The sequence below is a fragment of the Vibrio bivalvicida genome, from assembly GCF_001399455.2.
Taxonomy (GTDB): Bacteria; Pseudomonadota; Gammaproteobacteria; order Enterobacterales; family Vibrionaceae; genus Vibrio; species Vibrio bivalvicida.
In genome coordinates, this window is sequence record NZ_LLEI02000090.1 from 95404 (window position 1) to 117269 (window position 21866).

The following is a 21866-nucleotide window of genomic DNA, read 5'->3' on the forward strand; positions in this document are numbered from 1 at the left end:
TCAACATCACAAAAGGATCCTATGATTGGATCCTTTTTTCTTGCGGTACATATAATTAAGACAAAATAACAAACAGGAATTCAACATGAAGAAAGCAGCTCTCCTTTCCATTACAGTGTTGGGTTTAACCGCTTGTAGCCAAGGAGTTCAAACCATGACGGATCGTTCTGCTTCACCATGTGGAGATAAACCCAACTGTGTCTCGACCCAAGATAACCGTGAGAAATATCAGCTCGCCCCCTTCCCCCTAACAGCAGATGCTAATATCGACAGTATTGAACAAGCAGCTCTCAAGCTAGCAGGGGCGAAAACTGCGGTCAAAGAAGGAGGGTATTTGCGTATCGAGTGCACCTCGAAGATCATGCGCTTTGTTGACGACTTAGAGCTAAAAATTGAAGGCGATAAACTAGTGGTGCGCTCTGAGTCACGTGTTGGCTATTCGGATTTTGGTGTTAACCGGAAACGAGCCGATGAACTGCGCGAGCGACTAAAAGAAAGCGGCCTTATCAAGTAAACGCCTAGCGGCCAGATACAAAAAACCGAAGCATTAGGCTTCGGTTTTTATATTAGCGGGAAAGCTAATTACTGCTCGGCTTCATCACGGAAAACAACGAGGCGCTTAGGCGCGACCTTACCGTCGTCATTGACTTCTGCAACACCAATAAAGAGTTTCTCTTCACCAGAAGTCATACGCAGTGGCGTCCCTTCTGGTGCACCTAATACTTGTACCGGCATACCGTGTTGTACTAGGTTGGTTAACTCAGCACTCAAATTCACCTCTGGCAAATCTTCAACTGCGGTATCCATTGGCAATAGCAACGGATCGAGCAACTCTTTAGGAGCGACTTCATCACGATGTGCTTGCTCAAGTAGCTCATTTAACTGCTCAAGTGTCACCATCTTCCCATACGGGTATTTTGCAACCCCAGTACGACGAAGCATAGTCACATGAGCGCCACAACCTAGCATTTCACCCAGATCATCGACGATAGTGCGGATATAGGTGCCTTTAGAACAGTGTACTTCCATCTCCACTTCATCACCTTCAAAGCGATGCAGGACAATTTCATACACGGTAATCTTGCGTGATTCACGCGGCACTTCAATGCCTTTACGCGCATACTCATACAGAGGCCTACCTTGATACTTCAACGCAGAAAACATTGAAGGTACTTGGTCAGACTCACCACGGAACTTATCGATAGATGCTTCTAGCTTGTCTAGAGACACATCGACTGGACGAGTTTCGACAACCTCACCGTCAGAATCTGATGTATCAGTGCGCTCACCTAGTTTAGCTATCACTCGGTAACGCTTATCTGAATCGAGCAAAAATTGAGAAAACTTGGTTGCTTCACCAAGGCAAATTGGCAGCATACCTGTCGCTAGGGGATCCAGAGCACCGGTATGACCTGCTTTTTCTGCAAAGTAAACACGCTTTACTTTTTGCAGTGCATCATTAGATGAAATGCCTGTTGGTTTATCCAGAAGGATAACGCCATTAATTGGACGACCTTTACGACGACGAGCCATTACTCTTCACCTGCCTGGTCTTCTTCGCGACCTGAGTCTTGTTGCTTGCGCTTGTCTTCGCTTACCACCTCAGACACAAGGTTCGACATACGCATACCCTCAACAAGAGTATTGTCGTAGTAGAAGCGAACTTCTGGCGTTAGACGTAGACGAATACGCTTACCTAGCATCATGCGAATGTGCACTTCGTGCTCACGTAATGCTTCTAGGCAAGATTCTGGTGTTTGCTCACCAACACATAGGAAAGTAACGAATACTTTTGCATACGCTAGATCACGTGACACTTCTACATCAGAAATGGTCACCATACCTAGGCGAGAATCACGAACTTCACGTTGAAGGATCATCGCAAGTTCTTTTTGCAGCTGCTGTGAAACACGCTGCGTGCGGCTAAATTCTTTTGACATATCTTTTCTCTTATTAGAAAGAATGGGGGGATGGATAAATTCCAGCCCCCCATGGCGTATTCAACAACCAATTACTGCTTATTCATCAATGAGTAAGCCAGCAATGTTAGTCAATTAGTCAAGAGTACGTTTAACTTCTACGATTTCGAATACTTCGATCTGGTCACCAACGCGAACATCATTGTAGTTCTTAACGCCGATACCACACTCGTAGCCGTTCTTAACTTCTTGAACGTCATCTTTAAAGCGACGAAGTGACTCTAGTTCACCTTCATAGATAACAACGTTCTCACGTAGTACGCGGATAGGGTTGCTACGTTTGATGATACCTTCTGTAACCATACAACCAGCGATTGCGCCCAGTTTAGGTGACTTAAATACGTCACGCACTTCAGCAAGACCAATGATCTCTTGCTTGAATTCTGGAGCTAGCATGCCGCCCATTGCTTGTTTCACTTCATCAATCAATTGGTAAATGATTGAGTAGTAACGTAGGTCAACGTTAGCTGATTCGATTGCACGACGCGCTGAAGCATCTGCACGAACGTTGAAGCCAAGGATGATAGCGTTTGAAGCTTCAGCAAGAACTGCGTCAGTTTCAGTAATACCACCAACACCAGAACCTACGATATTCACTTTCACTTCGTCAGTAGAAAGTTTCAGTAGCGAGTCTGCGATTGCTTCAACAGAACCTTGAACGTCAGCTTTAAGAACAACGTTAAGTTCAGCAACTTCACCAGCAGTCATGTTAGAGAACATGTTCTCTAGTTTAGATTTCTGCTGACGAGCAAGTTTCACGTCACGGAATTTACCTTGACGGTAGTTTGCAACTTCACGCGCTTTACGCTCATCACGAACTACAGTTGCTTCGTCACCTGAAGATGGCACACCAGATAGACCGATGATTTCTACAGGGATAGAAGGACCTGCTGAAGTGATTTCTTTACCGTTTTCATCGCGCATTGCACGAACGCGGCCGTATTCTTGACCACAAAGTAAGATATCACCTTTGTTTAGCGTACCTGATTGAACAAGTACTGTTGCTACTGGACCGCGACCTTTATCTAGACGAGATTCAACAACAACACCCGACGCCATGCCTTCTTCAACTGCAGTCAGTTCTAGAACTTCAGATTGTAGAAGGATAGTCTCTAGAAGACCTTCGATGTTTGTACCCTGTTTCGCAGAGATGTGAACGAACATGTTCTCACCGCCCCACTCCTCAGGAATAACGTCGTATTGAGCTAGCTCGTTCTTAACGTTATCTGGGTTTGCGTCTTCTTTATCAATCTTGTTGACAGCAACAATCAGAGGAACACCTGCCGCTTTCGCGTGCTGGATTGCTTCGATTGTCTGTGGCATTACGCCATCGTCTGCTGCTACTACTAGAACAACGATATCTGTTGCTTGAGCACCACGAGCACGCATTGCTGTAAATGCCGCGTGTCCAGGAGTATCAAGGAAAGTGATCATACCGTTATCAGTTTCTACGTGGTACGCACCAATGTGCTGCGTGATACCGCCTGCTTCACCTGAAGCAACGTGTGCTTTACGGATGTAGTCAAGTGTAGAAGTTTTACCATGGTCTACGTGACCCATGATAGTTACTACTGGTGCACGAGGCACTGATTCCAAGCTGTTATCACGATCTGATAGTACCGCTTCTTCTAGCTCGTTTTCTTTACGTAGGATAACTTTGTGACCCATTTCTTCAGCAACAAGCGCCGCTGTTTCTTGGTCGATCACTTGGTTGATAGTCGCCATTGCGCCCATCTTCATCATTACTTTGATAACTTCTGTGCCCTTAACAGACATCTTGTTAGCAAGCTCTGAGACAACGATAGTTTCGCCGATAGCAACATCTGCTTTCGCTACAGTTGCAGTTTTATCAAAACCTTGTTGCATTGAAGTAGGTTTAGCTAGTTTACCTTTGTTGCGACCACGGCCACCACGTTGGTTACGGCCACCACGGTTTTGGTCATCGTTGCCAGAAGTTTTCTTCTTCTTCTTACGACGGCCACCTTCTTCTTTACGGTCAGCTGCATCTTCAGCTTCACGAGCGTAAGTAGAAGTCGTTACATGGTAGTCAGAATTCTCTAACTCTTTCTTCTTCTTCTCTTCTTCAGTCCAACGAGCTTCGTTTTCTTCAGCTAGCTTACGAGCTTCTTCAACAAGCTTCGCAGCTTCTTGTTCCGCTTTACGTTGGGCTTCTTCTTCCTGACGACGCTTCAGCTCGTCAGCTTCTTTTTTCGCTTGAGTATTCACTTCTGCATTTTTTGCATTCATGTCTTTCTTAGCCTTATCAGCTTGGGCGCGTTTAGCCTTATCTTCAGTGTCGCGTTTTGCATCCGCTTCTCGCTTCGCTTTCTCTTCGGCCTCGCGTTTTGCTTTCTCTGCAGCTTCACGTTTTGCTTGCTCTTCAGCCTCACGCTTCGCAAGCTCTTCCGCTTCACGCTTTGCTGCTTCCTCAGCCTCACGTTTCGCGTCGTCTTCGATAATGCTGCGCTTCACATAAGTGCGCTTTTTACGCACCTCTACTTGAACATCCTTACTCTTGCCACCACCAGCGTTAACGCTTAGTGTGCTGCGAGTTTTACGCTGTAGCGTTAAGCGAGTAGGCTCCGCGTCACCAGATGTGTCGCCGTGCTCTTTCTTAAGGTGAGTCAAAAGTTTCTGCTTTTCTTCATCAGTAACTTGATCACTACCCGCTTTATTCATGCCAGCGTCAGCAAGTTGTTCAATTAAGCGGTCCACTGGAGTACCAATTTCTTCACTCAGTGCCTTAACAGTAATTTGTGTCATCCGCTTTCTCCTTGCTGAAATTATTCGTCGTCGCCGAACCAACAAATGTTACGAGCTGCCATAATTAGCTCACCCGCACGTTCTTCGGTTAGACCTTCAATACCTTCGATATCATCGATACCCTGATCAGCCAGGTCTTCTAGTGTTGCTACACCTTTAGCTGCCAGTTTAAATGCCATCTCACGCTCTAGCCCTTCTAGACCAAGCAGGTCTTCGGCAGGCTCAACACCTTCGAAAGACTCTTCTTGCGCAAGAGCGAGAGTAGTTAGTGCATTCTTAGCACGATTACGTAGTTCTTCGACTAGATCTTCATCTAGGCCGTCAACTTCTAGAAGCTCATTTACTGGTACGTAAGCGACTTCTTCTAGAGTAGAGAAGCCTTCTTCAACAAGTAGTTGAGCGAAATCTTCTTCAATATCTAGGTGCTTCATGAAGCTTTCAATTGCAGCTTGAGATTCTTCAGCGTGTTTCTTGTGAAGATCTTCAACTGTCATTACGTTTAGTTCCCAACCAGTCAGCTGAGATGCAAGACGTACGTTTTGACCATTACGGCCAATTGCTTGCGCTAAGTTGTCTGCTTCAACCGCGATGTCCATCGCGTTTGTATCTTCATCAACGATGATAGAAGCAACATCTGCAGGCGCCATAGCATTGATAACAAACTGCGCTGGGTTATCGTCCCAAAGTACGATATCGATACGCTCACCACCAAGCTCACCAGAAACAGCTTGAACACGCGCACCACGCATACCAACACACGCACCAACAGGGTCAATACGTTTGTCATTTGTTTTAACAGCAATTTTTGCACGAGAACCAGGATCACGTGCCGCGCCTTTAAGCTCGATGATCTCTTCAGCAATTTCAGGAACTTCTACACGGAATAGTTCAGCCAGCATTTCTGACTTAGAGCGCGTAACGAATAGCTGAAAACCACGTGCTTCTGGAGCCACTTTGTATAGAAGGCCACGAACTCGGTCACCTGGACGGAAGTTTTCACGAGGAAGCTGGTCGTCACGTAGGATCACTGCTTCAGCGTTGTTACCTAGGTCAAGGACCACTGTTTCGCGGTTAACTTTCTTTACCACACCAGTAACTAACTCGCCTTCGTTATCAATAAACTGCTCAACGATTTGTGCACGCTCAGCTTCACGTACTTTTTGTACGATAACTTGCTTAGCCGTTTGAGTCGTAATACGGTCAAACGTTACCGATTCGATGTCATCTTCAACGTAGCCACCTAGCTCAAGCTCTTCGTTTTCAAACTTAGCAGCTTCTAGAGAGATCTCTTTAGTTGGGCTCTCAACGTCTTCGACAATTAACCAACGACGGAACGTTTCGAACTCACCCGTTTTACGGTCAATTTCAACACGAACATCAATTTCCATTTCGTGTTTCTTCTTGGTAGAAGTAGCCAGAGCAATTTCTAGGGCTTCAAAGATACGCTCACGAGGTACCGCTTTCTCGTTCGATACCGCTTCTACTACCGCTAAAATTTCTTTACTCATTTTAAATAGCCTCTAAGACTTTAATTAAAATTTAGGGATCAGGTTAGCTTTTGAAATATTGCTTAGGGCAAACTCTTCCTCGTTACCTTCAACAGTAACTGAGATAGTTTCACCATCAACTGAGTGGATTACACCTTTCCACTTGCGACGGTTGCCAACAGCCATCTTCAAAACGATGCTTACCTCGTGACCAACAAATTGTTCATAATGTGCTGCTTTGAATAGTGGTCTTTCTAAACCTGGTGAAGACACTTCAAGGTTGTAAGCCACTGTGATTGGATCTTCAACGTCCATTACCGCGCTAACCTGGCGGCTAACTTCAGCACAATCTTCAACATTAATACCGTTCTCGTGATCAATGAAGATACGTAACGTTGAGTGTTCACCTGCGCGAACAAATTCTAATCCAACTAACTCATAACCTGATGCTGCTACAGGAGCTTCAAGCATTTCAGTAAGTTGTCTTTCTAAACCAGTCATTTAAACCACTCCAGAAACAAAAAAAGGGCTCAGAGCCCAATTTAAATTCCAAGCAAAGCTCCAAATTCTCAATTAGAAAATTCAGATAACAAAAAACCCCGAAAAGTCGGGGTTTTTTGTTGCTGGACCCTGATATGTTAAGTGCTATCTATGCCACTTAACTCGCAATATTGCTATTGCGCAAACTTGTCCTAATCCTTAGAGGATTTGGTTGCGGGGGCCGGATTTGAACCGACGACCTTCGGGTTATGAGCCCGACGAGCTACCAAGCTGCTCCACCCCGCGTCCGACTTGTCGAGCATTATACGCTCTCCAAGGTGTTTTACAAGTTTGTAAATCAATGGTGCCGAGAGAGGGACTCGAACCCTCACACCTAAGGCACTAGCACCTCATGCTAGCGTGTCTACCAATTTCACCATCTCGGCAGCTAATTCTATTTTTCAGCTAGAAAATAGCTTATTGAGGAATTTCATCGCCTTGAGGGGCTGGAATTTCACTCGCATCGTCAGCTTGCTGGATAACTTGACCTTGAGATGGGTCTACCCATTGTGACTCAGTTTTATGCGTAGACATATTACCAAGCACTAAGCTAAGGATGAAAAATACTGTTGCAAAAATTGCAGTCATTCGGGTTAGGAAGTTACCTGAGCCGCTTGCGCCAAACACTGTGTTTGATGCGCCTGCACCGAATGAGGCTCCCATATCTGCGCCTTTACCTTGTTGAATCAGCACTAGGCCGATTACACCAACCGCTGCCAACAGGTAAATCACAAGTAGAACTGTAAACATGATTTCCACCTATGTTCCAAATTGTTGAGCCAGCGCCGCTCGAAAACTCTTTGAAAGAAATTTTGAACAAGGCTAGCGACCTCCTTATCGAAGGCCGAGCAATACTAGCGAAAGCCGATTACGCTGACAAGTAGATTTTTTCAAAAAGGTACATGTTGAGAGCTAAACGGTCAAAAAAAGGACAAAAGCACACATTAAGCGCTTTGTATTGACCCAATTCAAATTAAAGCTCTGAAAATTCAGGACAGTACTCGATTAGGCCAGAGCGATGGTCAAACTCGCCTTCAACCAATGACAGGACTTGAAATGCACCTTGCGGAACATCCCATTGACAACGCATTTGGCGTTTTTCACTATCGATAAAACCAAAACGGCTATAATAAGCAGGGTTACCTAAGACAACACAGGCTGGGTAACCAAACTCGCGTAAAGAAGATAACCCTTCCTTAACCATCTCAGCAGCTAAACCTTGATTACGATACTTTTCTTCGACCGCTAATGGTGCTAAACCTTGCCAATTCAAATCGCTGCCTTCTAGCGTAACCGGGCTAAATAATACATAGCCAACCACTACACCTTCATCGTTACAGGCAACTAATGACAAGGTGCGGCGACTATTTTCTCTTAGCTTCATGACTAAATTAGCTTCAGCCTCTGTTTCAAACGTCGATTTTAGCAATCGATCAATGGCAAGTATATCTGCCGGCGCTTCAGTTCGAATAAGCATTTATAACCTCTTTATGTGTTGCAGGCGATTGTAAGCCTTTTTGCACAAAATCGGCTAGCTGATTTAACAAGGTTTGCAGAGGCTTTGGCAAAGATTCTAGATCAACACTATCCATAAGGTTCTTAACCTCAAGTCCCAGCTCAGTGTCCCCTTCAATCGTTAGACGACGTTGAAAGAATAAGGTGTCTGGATCTTCTTTGCGTCCTGCGATGAGCACCAAGTCGTTAAGACAACCACTAAACAAAACATCTTCTTGTACTGCTTTGTCTGCAACGACAATTTGTTCGTTTTCATAACTAATTAGCCAACTCAATTGCAGATCTTTTACTTCAACTCTTAACCACTTACCTTCTAGGAATTCGAAGTCACCGTCTTCAAGTGCTTCTTTAAACACAGTTTTAAGCCCTTCAAGCAAGGCTTTTTTTTGTACAACCTGAGGCAAGAAGTGGACTGGAGATCGCAAAATTGATGCTGCATTTTGCACTAGTTGAGTGCGTATCTTGTTAATCACGCGAGATATCCGTTACTTTGTTAGCTAGAATCACTCATCATAGAGGATGTTTGACTAGGCATTCCTGTCATTTATCAAAGAATCTGCGCTAAGCCTTAACTCTTTAAACTCTGCGCAAGGACAGTTATAGTTAACACATCACTCACATTCGCTCCCTAGTGGATAATTTGCTCTTTGGAGAGTCGGAAAAACTTGATGCTATCGCAACAAATTCAGCACTGGTTTACAAAAATCACGGCCAACAGTCCGTTTTTTTTCGCCATTTTGGATAACCAGCATAACTATGCCATGGTTAATGGCCGCTATTGCGATATCGCAGGGCTAACTCCAACTGAACTGATTGGTATGTGCGATAGTCAAATCATGGGTCAGCAGTTTTATGAGCACCTTAAGCCTTATTATCAACGGGCATTCAAAGGTGAGTCCATAGAAGCAGAGATGACTATGGGCGATCTCGATTTAGAGACAAGCCTACACTTCAACCTGTCTCCAATTGAAACCGAAGGCAAAGTAGAGCATGTCATCTTCCACGCGCTTGATACCTCCGAAAAACAAATCTTAATTCGTTCACTTGAAGAGTCAGAAGGAAAGTTTTCCAAGCTCACGTCACTTTTACCTGAGGGCATTTTTTTAGTCGAGGATGACTGCATTCTTTCCGCGAACCCTGCAGCTCTAAGATTATTGGGATTCAATTCTATCCAAGATGTGCTGGGCGAAAGCTTATCGCGTCTGTTTGTTGATGAAAAAACTAAGACCGTTTTTTCTAAATCATTCTCCAATATGCTTGGGGAAACCCCGCTGACCTGTTTAACCAGTCCTCGTTGTGGCTTTGAACGCAAAGTTCACTTACAGGCTGATGCAGCGATGATTCTTGGCAGTGACTCACAACTCATTCTGATTCAAGATGCAGAATCAACACCCACCGCACTTACTACCAGCAAACAAGACGATATTCATCTCGATTCGCTAACAGGCCTGTACAACCGATTTGGCTTTACCAAACGTTTAGAGCAGTTGATCCACAACGAAACGCCGTTAATCATGCTCTACCTCGATATTGACAACTTCAAGAATATCAATGACTCGCTGGGCCATCACATTGGCGACAAAGTGATCAAAGAAGTTTCTTCACGCTTAAAACGCTTGTTACCTCAACAAGCAGTATTGGGCCATTTAGGTGGTGACGAATTTGGGATAATCCTACCTGAACCAGAGAATAATCGTATGGCAGAAATGCTATCCGAACGGATTATTTCTCTTATTAATCAGCCATTTGATTTACACCATTTTAGTAAGCGCCTCGCCTGCTCTATCGGTAGTGTCGCTTATCCAGGTGACGGTAATGATGCACGAATCTTACTACAAAATGCTGACACAGCCATGTATGAAGCAAAAGATCGCGGTCGTAACCGTCTGATTAAATTCAATGATCAGATGAACAAAGAAGCGCGGATGCGTTTATGGCTCGAGATCGAGCTACAAAAAGCGCTTCAGCAAAACGGTTTAGAGGTTTGGTATCAGCCGAAAGTTAACGCACGCGATTTCAGCATTAACGGAGCTGAAGCACTGATCCGTTGGAAACACCCGGTAGAAGGCTATATCAGCCCAGGGGCATTTATTCCTGTTGCTGAACGAGCCGGGTTAATCGAACATCTTGGGCGCGTTGTGATGCGCGAAGTTTTTAGTACGGTTAAGCGTTGGAAACTCCAAGGTATTTTACCTGGCCGTGTGGCAATCAACTTGTCTCCTGAACAATTTGGTAACCCAAAGCTCATCGACTATATGGAAAAACTGCTACGCACCACTGAACTTGACCCGAGTAGCATCACTTTCGAACTGACAGAAAGTGCGGTCATGAGCGACAGTGAGCACACGCTACAAATGCTCAATGCCATTAAGAAGCTTGGATTTGCGCTATCGATCGATGACTTTGGTACTGGTTACTCATCACTCTCTTATTTAGCTCGATTTCCCATCGACGAGCTTAAAATTGATCGCGCCTTTATCTCTGATATCGATACACTGCCAAAACAAATTACCGTGATAGAAAACATCATCAACCTTGGTAAGTCGCTTGATTTAACTGTAGTTGCAGAAGGTGTTGAAACTCAGCAACAAGCGACTCTTCTGTCTAACCTCAACTGTCACTCTATTCAAGGCTTTCATTTCTACCGTCCACAGCCAAGGCAAGAAGTGGAAGAACTGTTTGCACAAAACCGTCGCCACAAAAACTAACTCTAAGTGATTATTTAACTTAGAAACTCACTCAAACCTGCTGTATATCAAATTTGCCGTTCATATTTCTTCATAAAATGCTCAACAAATTCAGAATAGACAGTCATGGTGCGAGCAATGGAACTCCTATGCCCAGCAGGCAATTTGCCTGCCTTAAAAACGGCAATTGATTGTGGTGCTGACGCGGTATATATCGGTTTTAAAGATGATACTAACGCCCGCCACTTTGCAGGTTTGAACTTTACTGGTAAGAAACTCGAAAAAGCCGTTCAATATGTCCACGCTAACAACAAAAAAATCCACGTTGCGCTAAACACCTTCGCCCATCCTAATGGTTTTGAACGTTGGACTGAAGCCGTAGACCGAGCAGCAGATAACGGGGTTGATGCATTAATTGTTGCTGATATCGCAGTGTTAGAATACGCAGCACAGAAATATCCACACCTCGAACTTCACCTATCCGTACAAGCCTCTGCCACTAACGTCGCGGCCATTGATTTCTACAAACAGAACTTTAACGTCAAGCGAGTGGTATTACCGCGTGTACTTTCTATTCATCAGGTTAAGCAGCTATCGCGCAATATCACCAGTGATGTAGAACTAGAAGTGTTTGCTTTTGGTAGTCTATGCATTATGTCTGAAGGTCGCTGTTACCTTTCTTCCTATATGACAGGTGAATCGCCAAATACAGTTGGTGCTTGCTCACCTGCCAAATATGTTCGCTGGCAAGAAACCAACCAGGGTCTAGAATCACGCCTCAACGACATCCTGATTGATCGTTATAGCGATGGTGAAAATGCGGGTTACCCTACATTATGTAAAGGGCGCTTTATTGCCGATTTACAGCAACAGACCAAGGCATATCACGCACTCGAAGAACCTACCAGTTTAAACACACTTTCTATGCTTCCCGATCTTTTCGCAGCCAATGTCGCGTCAGTAAAAATAGAAGGCCGCCAGCGTAGCCCTGCCTATGTAGAACAAGTTACTCGTACATGGCGTGCTGCTATCGACCGATACTTAGCCAACCCAGACAACTATCAAGTTGAGCCGAGCTGGGATTCCGCACTGTCAAACGTGTCAGAAGGTACACAAACTACACTTGGTGCTTACCACCGTAAATGGCAGTAGAGCTTTACTTGTAGAAATAACAATGGAAAACAACATGAAATACGCACTTGGTCCACTGCTTTACTTCTGGCCAAAACAAGATGTAGATGCGTTTTATGAGCAAGCGAAAACCAGCTCGGCAGATATCATCTATCTTGGTGAGAGTGTCTGCTCAAAACGTCGTGAGATGAAACCAGCGCACTGGTTTGATATCGCTAAAGAACTCAGCAGTGCAGGTAAACAAGTAGTGCTTTCCACGATGGCGCTACTCGAAGCACCGAGTGAAGTTAACGTGATGAAGAAGTACATCGACAATGGTGAATTCGCCATTGAAGCCAACGATGTTTCTGCGATTCAACTTGCCTCTGAGCACAAAGTTCCTTTCGTTGTGGGCCCAGCAGTCAATACCTACAATGCGCACACCTTGAACCTGTTCTTGAAACAAGGTATGACTCGTTGGTGTATGCCGGTAGAGCTTTCACGAGAGTGGTTGGGAAAAGTACTGAACCAATGTGATGAGATTGGTATTAAAGGCAAGTTTGAAGTCGAGGTATTCAGCCATGGTTATCTACCCCTAGCATACTCTGCACGCTGCTTCACTGCCCGTGCAGAAAATAAAGCTAAGGATGACTGCGAGACCTGCTGTATTAAGTATCCGACTGGCATTCAAGTCAGCAGTCAGGAAGGACAAGAAGTATTTAACCTCAACGGTATCCAGACTCAGTCCGGCTACTGCTATAACCTTATCAACGACCTACCAAGTATGCAGGGGTTGGTCGATGTTGTCCGTTTAAGTCCACTCGGTATTGATACCTTCTCACAAGTAGATAAATTCCGAGCGAACGAATACGGCAACAACCCAGGTAAAATAGAAAGCCGACAATGTAATGGCTATTGGCACCAATTGGCTGGCTTAGAAGTCAAAATTGTCTAATTCGCCTCTACGATTGAAAACAATAAAGGGCTCAATAGAGCCCTTTATCATTTTATGCCACCGCTTGTTGTAGTTGTAACTCTCTAAACTGGCGTAAATCTTTCAGCAACAGAATGATGACAACGATACTCAAAGCGATATTCGAAAGCGGGTAGGCAACCCATATCCCCGGCACACCGAAGAACTTTGGCATCACATACAAGAACGGGAGTTGAACGAGCATATTGCCTATAGTGACAAAAAGCGCCTTACTGCCTTTATTAATCGCTTGGTAGTAAGCTCCCGCCACCACTAAAAAACCGTCCAGCGCCAAAGCAAACATGTGTAGGCGAATCCCCAATACCGTATACTCCACTAACTGAGTATTGCCTTTGTTGAACACAGACACAAATTGCGTCGGGAACAAGTTGAGCAGTATGACGAATACCACACCAACAGACACTGCACTATACATTGCCACTTTCAACAGTTTACGAATGTTCTCTTGATTACGAGCACCATGGTTATAGCTCACGAGTGGCTGCATACCATTCGCAATCCCTTCCGCTGTTAAGTAATAAACCGTGACGATATACCCCAGAATCGCATAAGCACCAATCATCAACTGATCACCGTACTGTGAGAACAGAGCATTGTGCAGTGCAACCATCATTGAACCATATGCGTACATAAAGAAGCTTGACGTACCGATGGCAAAAATCTGTGGGATCACAGCGAACTTCAATCTCAACTCTCTCCAACGCAGACGCAGCTTGGCTTTTGCTGAGAAGAAGTAAAATAAACCTAATCCTGTTACCACCAGTTGTGCAATCGCAGTAGCCAATGCAGCTCCCGTTAGCTCCCACTCAAACCAAGCAATAAACAGGTAATCAAGCACGATGTTAATCAACGCGCCGATCACCATCAAGATTGTGGCAAGGTTTGGGCTATCGTCATTACGAAGCAAAAATGGCATGGCAATCGAACCTAGTGTGAACGCACACGCGCCGATCAAGATATGAAGGTACTGAATACCGAGATCAAATACGCGCCCTTCTGCCCCCTGCCAATAAAGAAAATCTTCAGCGAAGAAGAATAAGACCCCTGATACGATTGGAGTTAAAGCCAATAACAAGACTAAGCCAGTCGCTAATATCTGCTTTGCACCTTGCGTATCTTGCTCGCCTTGACGAATGGAAACTAACGCCCCCGTACCAACGCCCACCAGCATACCAATGCCGAGAATTGAGCCAATCACAGGCCACGCAATATTGATCCCAGCCAACCCATCAGCACCTACATATCGACCGATAAAAATTCCATCTACCACTTGATATAAACCGTTGACCAGCATTGCTGCCACAGTTGGGATAGTGTATTTCCAAAACTGTTTATAAATAGATGTTTGCATGTTTCTCTGCTCTAGTTAGCAAGGCTAACTAAATAGTTAAATGTATTACGACAGTGTTTTGTTTAACAGGCTAACTAGCTGTGTCGCTTCTTGTTCGGACAACTTTGCGTTCATCGTTTCTGCAACTTCTTTATAGACGACGTTTTCTAACGACATTGCTTTAATCGCACTTTCTGTTAGTACTACTTTCTTGGCACGAGCATCTTCATTGCACAAGATTCGTTTAACGAGTCCTTTTTTCTCGAGCCGCACGACCATATTTGAAGCAGAAGGCTTAGTCACTTTCATTTCATCGGCTAAGTCCGTGATACGAACTCCTTCAGGAAAGGCTTGGACTACTCGTAAGTAATCAAACTCATTAAAGCTCAACAGCGATAAGGGGTCTTCTTTCGCATAGACACGCCAAGCCTTAGAGCAAAAGCGCTCAAGCTCTATCAAACTAGTTTCCAAACTCATCGCCAAAACCATTTAGTTAGCCAAGCTAACTATAGTACGCCATTTTTTTTAACAAGCAATAAAAAAGCGCTGATACCAGCGCTTTTCTAATCTGAGTTAGATTTGCTAATCAAGCCGATTAGCGGCTTGTTGAGCTTTCGCTCTCGCAATCACTTGCGCTTGAAGGTCTTCATAGATATTTGTCAGCTCTAATATCGCGTAACGATGCTCAACATACTCAAATACATTAAATGAGATTGCGAGTCGATAAAAAGAGATTGCTTTGGCAATATCTCGTTCAGAGTCACCTTCTTGGTAGCGCTTGCCTAAGTAGAAATAGGCTTCTGTTAAGTGCTGAGCAAGAACGACTTTATCACGTGTGCTCTCAACAATTGCTTTAAAGGCTTGTTTTTCAGACAGCTCACCTAAAGTCAGCGCGACCATGATCCAACCCCATTTATCATTGCGGTTTTGATAGCTCTGCTCTAGCTCTTGCTTCGCCATTTCAGGTGAGACTTTAGACTTGATGATATAGAGCCACAAAGCACTGAATGGGTCGCTTGAGTCTTGATCATACTGCTGTTGCATCTCTTCTAAAGCTAGATCAAAACGACCACCATAGTAGAGCGCAATGGCTCTGTTGCGAGCTGCATAGCTGTTATTCGGTGCAAGTTCTAAAGCAGAATCAAACGCATCATAGGCGGCATCAAAATTTCTCTTTTCGGTAAAGTAAACCCCAAGTAAGTTGAACAGATCTGCTTGAGCTGGGTAAATTGCAAGCGACTGTTCATAGTCTAATCTAGCAAGGTTTCTCAACCCAACGCTGTCGTAGTAATTCCCTCTTTCATAGAGTATTTTAGCGCGCGTTTCGTTGGGTAAATCGGTTCGGCCAAGTAGTTGACTTAAACGTGCGATCTGAACCTCTTGTTGCAAGCTAGGTTGAAGTGCCTCGACCATTGGAGGTAGCACCCATTCAGCTTGTTGGTTCGATGTTGACACACAGCCTGCAGTTACTAATAGAGCAAGGCTAAGCGTTGCGGTTTGAAACCATTTCACAAATAAATACTCCTGTAGCTAAGTCTTCTACTTAGCGTCATCCGCATTAAAAAAGGGAGCGTAGTGCTCCCTTTATAACATGCTTTTAGCAAAATTGGCTAATTCACTGAACCAGCCAGTTTAATTGCTTTGCATTATGCGTCTGTTGCTGGCTTCTCTTCAGTAGCCGCTTCTTCAGTCTTTTCAACCGCTTCTTTCATGCTTAGACGAACGCGGCCTTGACGGTCAATCTCAAGTACTTTCACTTGAACTTCTTGACCTTCAGCTAGGTAATCAGACACCTTCTCAACACGCTTGTCAGCAATTTGTGAGATGTGTACCAGACCATCTTTACCAGGCAAGATTGTAACGAACGCACCAAAGTCAGCCAGACGAGCTACTTTACCTGTATAGATACGGCCTACTTCAACTTCAGCAGTGATCTCTTCGATACGACGGATTGCTTCTTTCGCAGCTGTACCTTCAGTTGCAGCAATCTTGATTGTACCGTCGTCTTCGATTTCGATAGTGGTACCAGTCTCTTCAGTTAGAGCACGGATAACAGCACCGCCTTTACCGATAACGTCTTTGATCTTCTCTGCGCTGATCTTCATTGTGTGAATACGCGGAGCAAACTCAGAGATATCTTCACGAGCACCAGAAATCGCTTCATCCATTACAGATAGGATGTGCTTACGTGCACCTTGCGCTTGGTTAAGTGCAATTTGCATGATTTCTTTAGTGATACCTTCGATCTTGATATCCATCTGAAGTGCAGTGATACCGTCGTTAGTACCTGCTACTTTAAAGTCCATGTCACCTAGGTGGTCTTCGTCACCAAGGATGTCAGAAAGAACAACAAAGTCGTCGCCTTCTTTAACTAGACCCATTGCGATGCCCGCAACAGAAGCTTTAATTGGAACACCCGCATCCATAAGTGCTAGAGAAGTACCACATACAGAAGCCATTGAAGAAGAACCGTTAGATTCAGTGATTTCTGATACTACACGTACTGTGTATGGGAACTCATCTACAGATGGCATTACAGCAGCAATACCACGCTTAGCTAGCTTACCGTGGCCGATTTCACGACGCTTAGGAGAACCTACAAAACCAGTTTCGCCTACACAGTATGGAGGGAAGTTGTAGTGCAGTAGGAAGTGATCTTTACGCTCACCTGTTAGCTCGTCGATGATTTGCGCATCGCGTTGCGTACCTAGTGTAGCTGTTACTACTGCCTGAGTTTCACCACGAGTAAATAGTGAACTACCGTGAGTACGTGGAAGAACACCAGTACGTACATCTAGTGCACGAACCATGTCTTTTTCACGACCATCGATACGTGGGTTGCCTGCGATGATGCTACGGCGTACAACTGTCTTCTCTAGATCGTGGAAGATAGTGTGGATTTCTTTGGTGTTCGCTTCTGGATCTTCAGCAAGTAGCACTTCGTTTACTTCAGCAGCAATCGCGTGAATACGGTCGTAACGAGCCATCTTCTCAGTGATTTGGTAAGCTTCTACAAGCTTAGCTTCTGCAAGTTCAGCAATCTTAGTGTTTAGTGCTGTATTCTCTTCAGGAGCAACCCAATCCCAAGCTGGAGTCGCTACTTCAGCTGCGAATTCATTGATTGCAGAGATAACAACTTGCTGTTGATCGTGACCGAATACAACTGCAGAAAGCATCTCTTCTTCTGTTAGGTTGTCTGCTTCAGACTCAACCATAAGAACAGCGCCTTCAGTACCGGCAACAACTAGATCGAGCTTAGACGTTTCTAGCTCAGTGTTGCTTGGGTTCAGAACTAGTTGACCATCGATATGACCAACACGAGCTGCACCAATAGGACCGTTAAACGGAATACCAGAGATAGCAAGAGCAGCAGACGTACCGATCATTGTTACCATGTCTGGCTGAACGTCTGGGTTTACTGACATTACTGTCGCGATAACCTGAACTTCGTTTTTGAATGCGTCTGGGAATAGAGGACGAATCGGACGGTCGATTAGACGAGCCGTTAGAGTTTCGCCTTCAGATGGACGACCTTCTCGCTTGAAGAAGCCACCAGGGATTTTACCTGCAGCGTAAGTACGCTCTTGGTAGTTAACTGTTAGTGGGAAGAAGTCTTGACCTTCTACTGCTTCTTTCTTACCGACAACTGAAACGAATACTGCTGTATCGTCCATTGTAACCATAACGGCAGCCGTAGCTTGACGTGCGATAACGCCAGTCTCAAGAGTAACTGTGTGGTTACCGTACTGGAACGTTTTAACAACTGGTTTTTCGAACATTGTTATTCCTTGTTTCTAAGCTCATCAGTCATGACTTACTCAGAGTGTATTAGTTGATACTCAAGGCATTACAAATCGCGACTAGTAAAAATGAACTGAGAAAAGCTGAATTCATTTTGAATAGTCGCGACCCTTTGGTCGACGTGGTTGACTGTAATGCAGTGAGCTTATTGCTGACACTTTCAATACCGATATCAGTATTGGAAGTATGCGGGGCGTAGTATAGCGAGATTAATTCGGTTTGGCTAAGCTATAGCAACCAAAATAAGTAACGGGCAACAAAAAAGGGGCTAAAAGCCCCTTTTTCGACAAACTGTTCTATGCAGCCGCTGATTAGCGACGTAGGCCTAGACGCTTGATTAGGTCTTGGTAACGAGAAAGGTCTTTGCCTTTCAGGTAGTCAAGAAGCTTACGACGGCTAGAAACCATACGTAGAAGACCACGACGGCTGTGGTGATCGCCTTTGTGTGCTTTAAAGTGACCTTGAAGGTGGTTGATAGAAGCAGTTAGTAGAGCTACTTGAACTTCTGGTGAACCAGTATCGCCTTCAGCGCGTGCGTATTCTGCAACGATTGCTGCTTTAGTTTCTGCATTCAGAGACATAATTCTCTCCTGATAAGAGTAAGTTTAAATTTGTAGCAGCCAATCTCTGATTCAGCCGCTACGCGAAGCGCGGATTATAGGGGATGTATAGAGCTTAAGCAATAGGTAATTGCGCGCTTCGCGCGGGAGGCGGATGCGGGATACGGGAACGGACTGCGTCCTATTGGAAGCAGGAGAACTGGAGACGCCAGGTATAAGTGCATCCCTTTTCATAAGAGTCATTCCCGAGAGCGAGGCACCAGCGGGTTGGGGATCTCTAAAAGCGAGTCGAATACACTATGAGATTCCCTACTCCTTCCTTCGTCAGTCTATGGAATGACAGTTTACCTCTCGAAAGACGCGGTCCACCCTAGGTTCTCAACGCGTAGCACTCTAGCAGGGCGAAGCCCCTTCCCGTTTTCCCGAAACGAAGTGTTCCATAAGGCGAAGTCCGTTGCCAACTCCATAGGGCGCAGCCCGTTCCCATCTTTCCCTTTTCTGTTACACTTAGCTTATCCAAACCTACCTATTTGAATTAACAGGATTCCTTATGAAAATCGGCGTCATCGGTGCAATGGAGCAAGAAGTCTCTATTCTTAAGCAAGCTATTGAAAACTGCCAAGAAGTATCAAAAGCGGGCTGTACTTTCTACGCTGGCCAGCTTAATGGTGTAGAAGTTGTATTACTTCAATCAGGTATTGGTAAAGTTGCTGCAGCAATAGGTACAACTATCCTGCTTGACGAATATCAGCCTGATGTCGTGATTAACACTGGTTCAGCAGGTGGCTTTGACTCTAGCCTGAATCTTGGTGATGTCGTCATTTCAACTGAAGTTCGCCACCACGATGCAGACGTTACCGCATTTGGCTACGAAATGGGTCAAATGGCACAGCAACCCGCCGCTTTTATGGCCGATGAAAAGCTAATGGATGTGGCAGAAAAAGCCCTTGAACAAATGGAAGACAAACACGCTGTACGTGGTTTGATCTGTACTGGTGATGCTTTTGTTGCAAGCGCAGAGCGTCAAGCTTTTATTCGCAAGCACTTCCCTTCAGTCATCGCTGTAGAAATGGAAGCGTCAGCAATCGCTCAAACCTGTCACCAGTTTAAAGTCCCATTTGTTGTAGTACGCGCAATTTCTGACGTCGCAGACAATGAAGCGGGTATGAGCTTTGATGAATTCCTGCCATTAGCCGCAAAGAGTTCTTCAGAAATGGTGGTTAAAATGGTTGAACTGCTGAAATAAGAATAAGCGGAATCATGGAAGATAGTTTCAATCAATTTTACTCGAATGGCGCGCTCCTAGTCTTATGGGGCGCGTTACTAATTCACCTAATTCTCCCTTTTCCACGCGAAGCCCACCCAGCGATTCTGTGGCATAAATTTGCTGAGCAGTTGGCTGACAAAGTCAACGTCAACAGTAACTACTCACAGAGTATTATCTCTGGCACTCTTGCTTGGCTGTTGATGCTGTTCCCCATGTTTGCGGTATTAATTGCACTAAAGCCTTTAGTTTGGCAACCAGAGTTGTTTGAGTTAGCGCTATTACTGCTCGCTATCGACTGGCGTAATACTGATAAGTTCACGGCTCAGTTTGTTGCCGCGATAGCACGTGAAGACAAAGAGCAGGCAAAAATGCTCATCAAACCGATCATAAACCGCTCTACCGCACCATTGTCATTGTTAGGTTTAGGTAAAGCGGGAGCCGAAACTCTGATTATGTCTTACGGTCGTAACGTCATAGGTGTGCTGTTTTGGTATGCGCTTGGTGGTGGCATTGCAGCCTTTATGTATCGTATGAGCGTAGAACTGGCAAGAGCCTGGTCACCTAGTCGGCAGCGCTTTTCACCATTTGGCATTCCCGCGATTCGCGCGGTAGCAGTACTGGACTTTATCCCGCTAAGAGTGTTTGCCATTTTTATCACTATTGGTCATCGGGCCCAAGCCACGGCTCAACTACTTAGACAGCAAACCCAGTCATGGCCTTTACCCGGCCCTGCATGGTTATTGGTTTCTGTTGGATCAAAACTCGAACTCTCACTAGGTGGGCCCGCCATTTATGAGGGTCATAAAGCGGTACGTGCCAAATTGGGTGGTCGTATTGCGCCATCTGCCATCCATATTGCGCAGGTACAAAAAACACTGGCGTGGAGAATGTTTGCCTGGATTGTCATTCAAAGCCTAGTTATGGGCTTTATCTACCAAGGAATCTAAATGCGTCTCGCTCTGCTACTTGCTACAGCCATTATTTCTTCTATTGCTGGAGCCTCCCCTGCTGAGCGCGTGATCAGCTTGGCTCCGCACGCCACTGAGCTCGCCTTCGCTGCGGGCCTTGGTGATAAACTCATTGCAGTCAGTGAGCGTAGTGATTACCCAAAACAAGCTCAGAAGATAGAAAAAGTCGCTAACTATCAGGGAATAAAAATAGAGCGCATCATCGCTCTTCAACCCGATCTGATCATAGCTTGGCCTTCAGGCAATCCAAATGGAGAACTAGACAAGCTAAAACAATTTGGCCTCAATATTTACTACTCTCAAACCCATTCACTTGAAGATATTGCCGCTAACATAGAGCAGCTAGGCGAATATGCTGAAAATCCGAATATCGGAAAAAACAACGCGCAAGACTTTAGGAATCAGTTAATAGAACTTAAAAGCCGCTACGACACGGAGTCTAAAGTTCGTTACTTCTATCAATTGAGTGAGCAGCCTATTATCACTTTGGCGCAAGGAAAGTGGCCAAGCGAAGTCTTTTCATTCTGTGGTGGTGAAAATATTTTTGAGAGCAGTGCTGCGCCTTACCCTCAAGTGGGCAAAGAACAAGTCATCTTGCAAAACCCAGACGTAATGTTTACTTCAGAGCACGCCATCGCCAATGGCAATATTTGGGCGCAGTGGAGTGAGCAACTTTCAGCCGTAAAGAACAACTATATTTGGTCCTTAAACTCAGACTGGATTAATCGCCCAACGCCGAGAACGCTCAAGGCTATTGAGCAAGTTTGTGAGCATTTCGAAACAGTTAGGCGAAAACGCTAACGGTTAAACGATGAGATCTCGTACAATCCCACTTCGTTTTCTGTTCCCACTTTTTAGTAAGAGA

General features: G+C 44.9%; 20 protein-coding genes and 2 tRNA genes. 7 read left to right on the forward strand and 15 right to left on the reverse strand.

Annotated features, from left to right (window positions below):
- Positions 1–85 precede the first annotated feature (85 nt).
- Complete coding sequence (locus APB76_RS21205) at positions 86–514, forward strand: DUF1499 domain-containing protein (protein ID WP_049842918.1); 429 nt, start codon at positions 86–88, stop codon at positions 512–514.
- 68 nt (positions 515–582) lie between these two features.
- Here the strand turns inward: APB76_RS21205 and truB are convergent, their stop codons facing one another.
- The 10 genes from truB to ubiT form a co-directional block, all read right to left on the reverse strand.
- On the reverse strand, positions 583–1533 hold the full coding sequence (gene truB, locus APB76_RS21210; RefSeq protein ID WP_049842919.1) for a tRNA pseudouridine(55) synthase TruB: 951 nt from the start codon (positions 1531–1533) through the stop codon (positions 583–585).
- Positions 1533–1940, reverse strand: coding sequence for a 30S ribosome-binding factor RbfA (gene rbfA / locus APB76_RS21215; protein WP_049842920.1), 408 nt, complete (start codon positions 1938–1940; stop codon positions 1533–1535). Before rbfA ends, truB begins: the two co-directional genes overlap by 1 nt.
- Before the next feature lie 114 nt (positions 1941–2054).
- On the reverse strand, positions 2055–4742 hold the full coding sequence (gene infB, locus APB76_RS21220) for a translation initiation factor IF-2 (protein ID WP_049842921.1): 2688 nt from the start codon (positions 4740–4742) through the stop codon (positions 2055–2057).
- A gap of 20 nt (positions 4743–4762) precedes the next feature.
- Positions 4763–6250 (reverse strand): transcription termination factor NusA, encoded by a 1488-nt coding sequence (nusA, locus tag APB76_RS21225; RefSeq protein ID WP_049842922.1) that lies wholly within the window; start codon positions 6248–6250, stop codon positions 4763–4765.
- A gap of 24 nt (positions 6251–6274) precedes the next feature.
- Positions 6275–6730 carry a ribosome maturation factor RimP gene (gene rimP, locus APB76_RS21230; RefSeq protein ID WP_049842923.1) on the reverse strand — a complete coding sequence of 152 codons (456 nt, stop codon included), beginning with the start codon at positions 6728–6730 and terminating at the stop codon, positions 6275–6277.
- A 208-nt stretch (positions 6731–6938) separates the two neighbouring features.
- A tRNA-Met gene (locus APB76_RS21235) sits at positions 6939–7015 on the reverse strand.
- A gap of 56 nt (positions 7016–7071) precedes the next feature.
- Positions 7072–7155, reverse strand: a tRNA-Leu gene (locus APB76_RS21240).
- A 31-nt stretch (positions 7156–7186) separates the two neighbouring features.
- The gene (secG, locus tag APB76_RS21245; protein WP_049842940.1) at positions 7187–7519 is read right to left on the reverse strand and encodes a preprotein translocase subunit SecG; all 333 of its coding nucleotides are present in this window, start codon (positions 7517–7519) and stop codon (positions 7187–7189) included.
- A 223-nt stretch (positions 7520–7742) separates the two neighbouring features.
- Positions 7743–8246, reverse strand: a complete 504-nt coding sequence (locus APB76_RS21250; RefSeq protein ID WP_049842924.1) for a GNAT family N-acetyltransferase — start codon at positions 8244–8246, stop codon at positions 7743–7745.
- Complete coding sequence (ubiT, locus tag APB76_RS21255) at positions 8230–8757, reverse strand: ubiquinone anaerobic biosynthesis accessory factor UbiT (RefSeq protein WP_049842925.1); 528 nt, start codon at positions 8755–8757, stop codon at positions 8230–8232. The genes APB76_RS21250 and ubiT overlap by 17 nt, the downstream gene beginning before the upstream one ends.
- 195 nt (positions 8758–8952) lie before the next feature.
- Between ubiT and APB76_RS21260 the strand changes: the two genes are divergently transcribed.
- The 3 genes from APB76_RS21260 to APB76_RS21270 all read left to right on the forward strand — a co-directional run bounded on the left by APB76_RS21260 (position 8953) and on the right by APB76_RS21270 (position 13036).
- On the forward strand, positions 8953–10992 hold the full coding sequence (locus tag APB76_RS21260; protein ID WP_049842926.1) for an EAL domain-containing protein: 2040 nt from the start codon (positions 8953–8955) through the stop codon (positions 10990–10992).
- A gap of 117 nt (positions 10993–11109) precedes the next feature.
- Positions 11110–12123: a ubiquinone anaerobic biosynthesis protein UbiU gene (ubiU, locus tag APB76_RS21265; RefSeq protein WP_054962028.1), complete on the forward strand. Its 1014-nt coding sequence runs from the start codon at positions 11110–11112 to the stop codon at positions 12121–12123.
- 34 nt (positions 12124–12157) lie between these two features.
- The gene (locus APB76_RS21270; protein ID WP_054962029.1) at positions 12158–13036 is read left to right on the forward strand and encodes a U32 family peptidase; all 879 of its coding nucleotides are present in this window, start codon (positions 12158–12160) and stop codon (positions 13034–13036) included.
- A 52-nt stretch (positions 13037–13088) separates the two neighbouring features.
- Here the strand turns inward: APB76_RS21270 and APB76_RS21275 are convergent, their stop codons facing one another.
- From APB76_RS21275 to rpsO, 5 genes are all read right to left on the reverse strand, one after another.
- A complete protein-coding gene (locus tag APB76_RS21275) occupies positions 13089–14426 on the reverse strand; it encodes an MATE family efflux transporter (RefSeq protein ID WP_054962030.1) in 1338 nt (445 codons plus the stop codon).
- A 45-nt stretch (positions 14427–14471) separates the two neighbouring features.
- Entirely contained in the window at positions 14472–14882 is a 411-nt protein-coding gene (locus tag APB76_RS21280) for a MarR family winged helix-turn-helix transcriptional regulator (RefSeq protein WP_054962071.1), read from the reverse strand.
- Between the two features lie 105 nt (positions 14883–14987).
- Positions 14988–15917, reverse strand: a complete 930-nt coding sequence (gene nlpI / locus APB76_RS21285) for a lipoprotein NlpI (RefSeq protein ID WP_049842930.1) — start codon at positions 15915–15917, stop codon at positions 14988–14990.
- 134 nt (positions 15918–16051) lie between these two features.
- On the reverse strand, positions 16052–18184 hold the full coding sequence (gene pnp / locus APB76_RS21290; RefSeq protein ID WP_049842931.1) for a polyribonucleotide nucleotidyltransferase: 2133 nt from the start codon (positions 18182–18184) through the stop codon (positions 16052–16054).
- 333 nt (positions 18185–18517) lie between these two features.
- Entirely contained in the window at positions 18518–18787 is a 270-nt protein-coding gene (gene rpsO, locus APB76_RS21295; RefSeq protein WP_004728948.1) for a 30S ribosomal protein S15, read from the reverse strand.
- A gap of 529 nt (positions 18788–19316) precedes the next feature.
- On the opposite strand from rpsO, the gene mtnN reads away from it, so the two are divergent.
- The 3 genes from mtnN to btuF are packed head-to-tail and all read left to right on the forward strand — an operon-like array spanning position 19317 to position 21802.
- Positions 19317–20012, forward strand: coding sequence for a 5'-methylthioadenosine/S-adenosylhomocysteine nucleosidase (mtnN, locus tag APB76_RS21300; RefSeq protein WP_054962031.1), 696 nt, complete (start codon positions 19317–19319; stop codon positions 20010–20012).
- Between the two features lie 14 nt (positions 20013–20026).
- Complete coding sequence (locus tag APB76_RS21305; protein ID WP_054962032.1) at positions 20027–20980, forward strand: cobalamin biosynthesis family protein; 954 nt, start codon at positions 20027–20029, stop codon at positions 20978–20980.
- Positions 20981–21802 (forward strand): vitamin B12 ABC transporter substrate-binding protein BtuF, encoded by an 822-nt coding sequence (btuF, locus tag APB76_RS21310; protein ID WP_054962033.1) that lies wholly within the window; start codon positions 20981–20983, stop codon positions 21800–21802. It abuts the gene before it with no gap.
- Positions 21803–21866: the final 64 nt, after the last annotated feature.

Bases quoted from the DNA above. Each gene is read 5' to 3' on its own strand.
- APB76_RS21260 (WP_049842926.1), top strand. From the start codon at position 8,953: ATGCTATCGCAACAAATTCAGCACTGGTTTACAAAAATCACGGCCAAC.
- ubiU (WP_054962028.1), top strand. From the start codon at position 11,110: ATGGAACTCCTATGCCCAGCAGGCAATTTGCCTGCCTTAAAAACGGCA.
- secG (WP_049842940.1), bottom strand. From the start codon at position 7,519: ATGTTTACAGTTCTACTTGTGATTTACCTGTTGGCAGCGGTTGGTGTA.
- rbfA (WP_049842920.1), bottom strand. From the start codon at position 1,940: ATGTCAAAAGAATTTAGCCGCACGCAGCGTGTTTCACAGCAGCTGCAA.
- nusA (WP_049842922.1), bottom strand. From the start codon at position 6,250: ATGAGTAAAGAAATTTTAGCGGTAGTAGAAGCGGTATCGAACGAGAAA.
- APB76_RS21280 (WP_054962071.1), bottom strand. From the start codon at position 14,882: ATGAGTTTGGAAACTAGTTTGATAGAGCTTGAGCGCTTTTGCTCTAAG.
- truB (WP_049842919.1), bottom strand. From the start codon at position 1,533: ATGGCTCGTCGTCGTAAAGGTCGTCCAATTAATGGCGTTATCCTTCTG.
- pnp (WP_049842931.1), bottom strand. From the start codon at position 18,184: ATGTTCGAAAAACCAGTTGTTAAAACGTTCCAGTACGGTAACCACACA.
- rimP (WP_049842923.1), bottom strand. From the start codon at position 6,730: ATGACTGGTTTAGAAAGACAACTTACTGAAATGCTTGAAGCTCCTGTA.
- APB76_RS21205 (WP_049842918.1), top strand. From the start codon at position 86: ATGAAGAAAGCAGCTCTCCTTTCCATTACAGTGTTGGGTTTAACCGCT.
- APB76_RS21275 (WP_054962030.1), bottom strand. From the start codon at position 14,426: ATGCAAACATCTATTTATAAACAGTTTTGGAAATACACTATCCCAACT.
- rpsO (WP_004728948.1), bottom strand. From the start codon at position 18,787: ATGTCTCTGAATGCAGAAACTAAAGCAGCAATCGTTGCAGAATACGCA.
- infB (WP_049842921.1), bottom strand. From the start codon at position 4,742: ATGACACAAATTACTGTTAAGGCACTGAGTGAAGAAATTGGTACTCCA.
- APB76_RS21305 (WP_054962032.1), top strand. From the start codon at position 20,027: ATGGAAGATAGTTTCAATCAATTTTACTCGAATGGCGCGCTCCTAGTC.
- btuF (WP_054962033.1), top strand. From the start codon at position 20,981: ATGCGTCTCGCTCTGCTACTTGCTACAGCCATTATTTCTTCTATTGCT.
- APB76_RS21270 (WP_054962029.1), top strand. From the start codon at position 12,158: ATGAAATACGCACTTGGTCCACTGCTTTACTTCTGGCCAAAACAAGAT.
- mtnN (WP_054962031.1), top strand. From the start codon at position 19,317: ATGAAAATCGGCGTCATCGGTGCAATGGAGCAAGAAGTCTCTATTCTT.
- APB76_RS21250 (WP_049842924.1), bottom strand. From the start codon at position 8,246: ATGCTTATTCGAACTGAAGCGCCGGCAGATATACTTGCCATTGATCGA.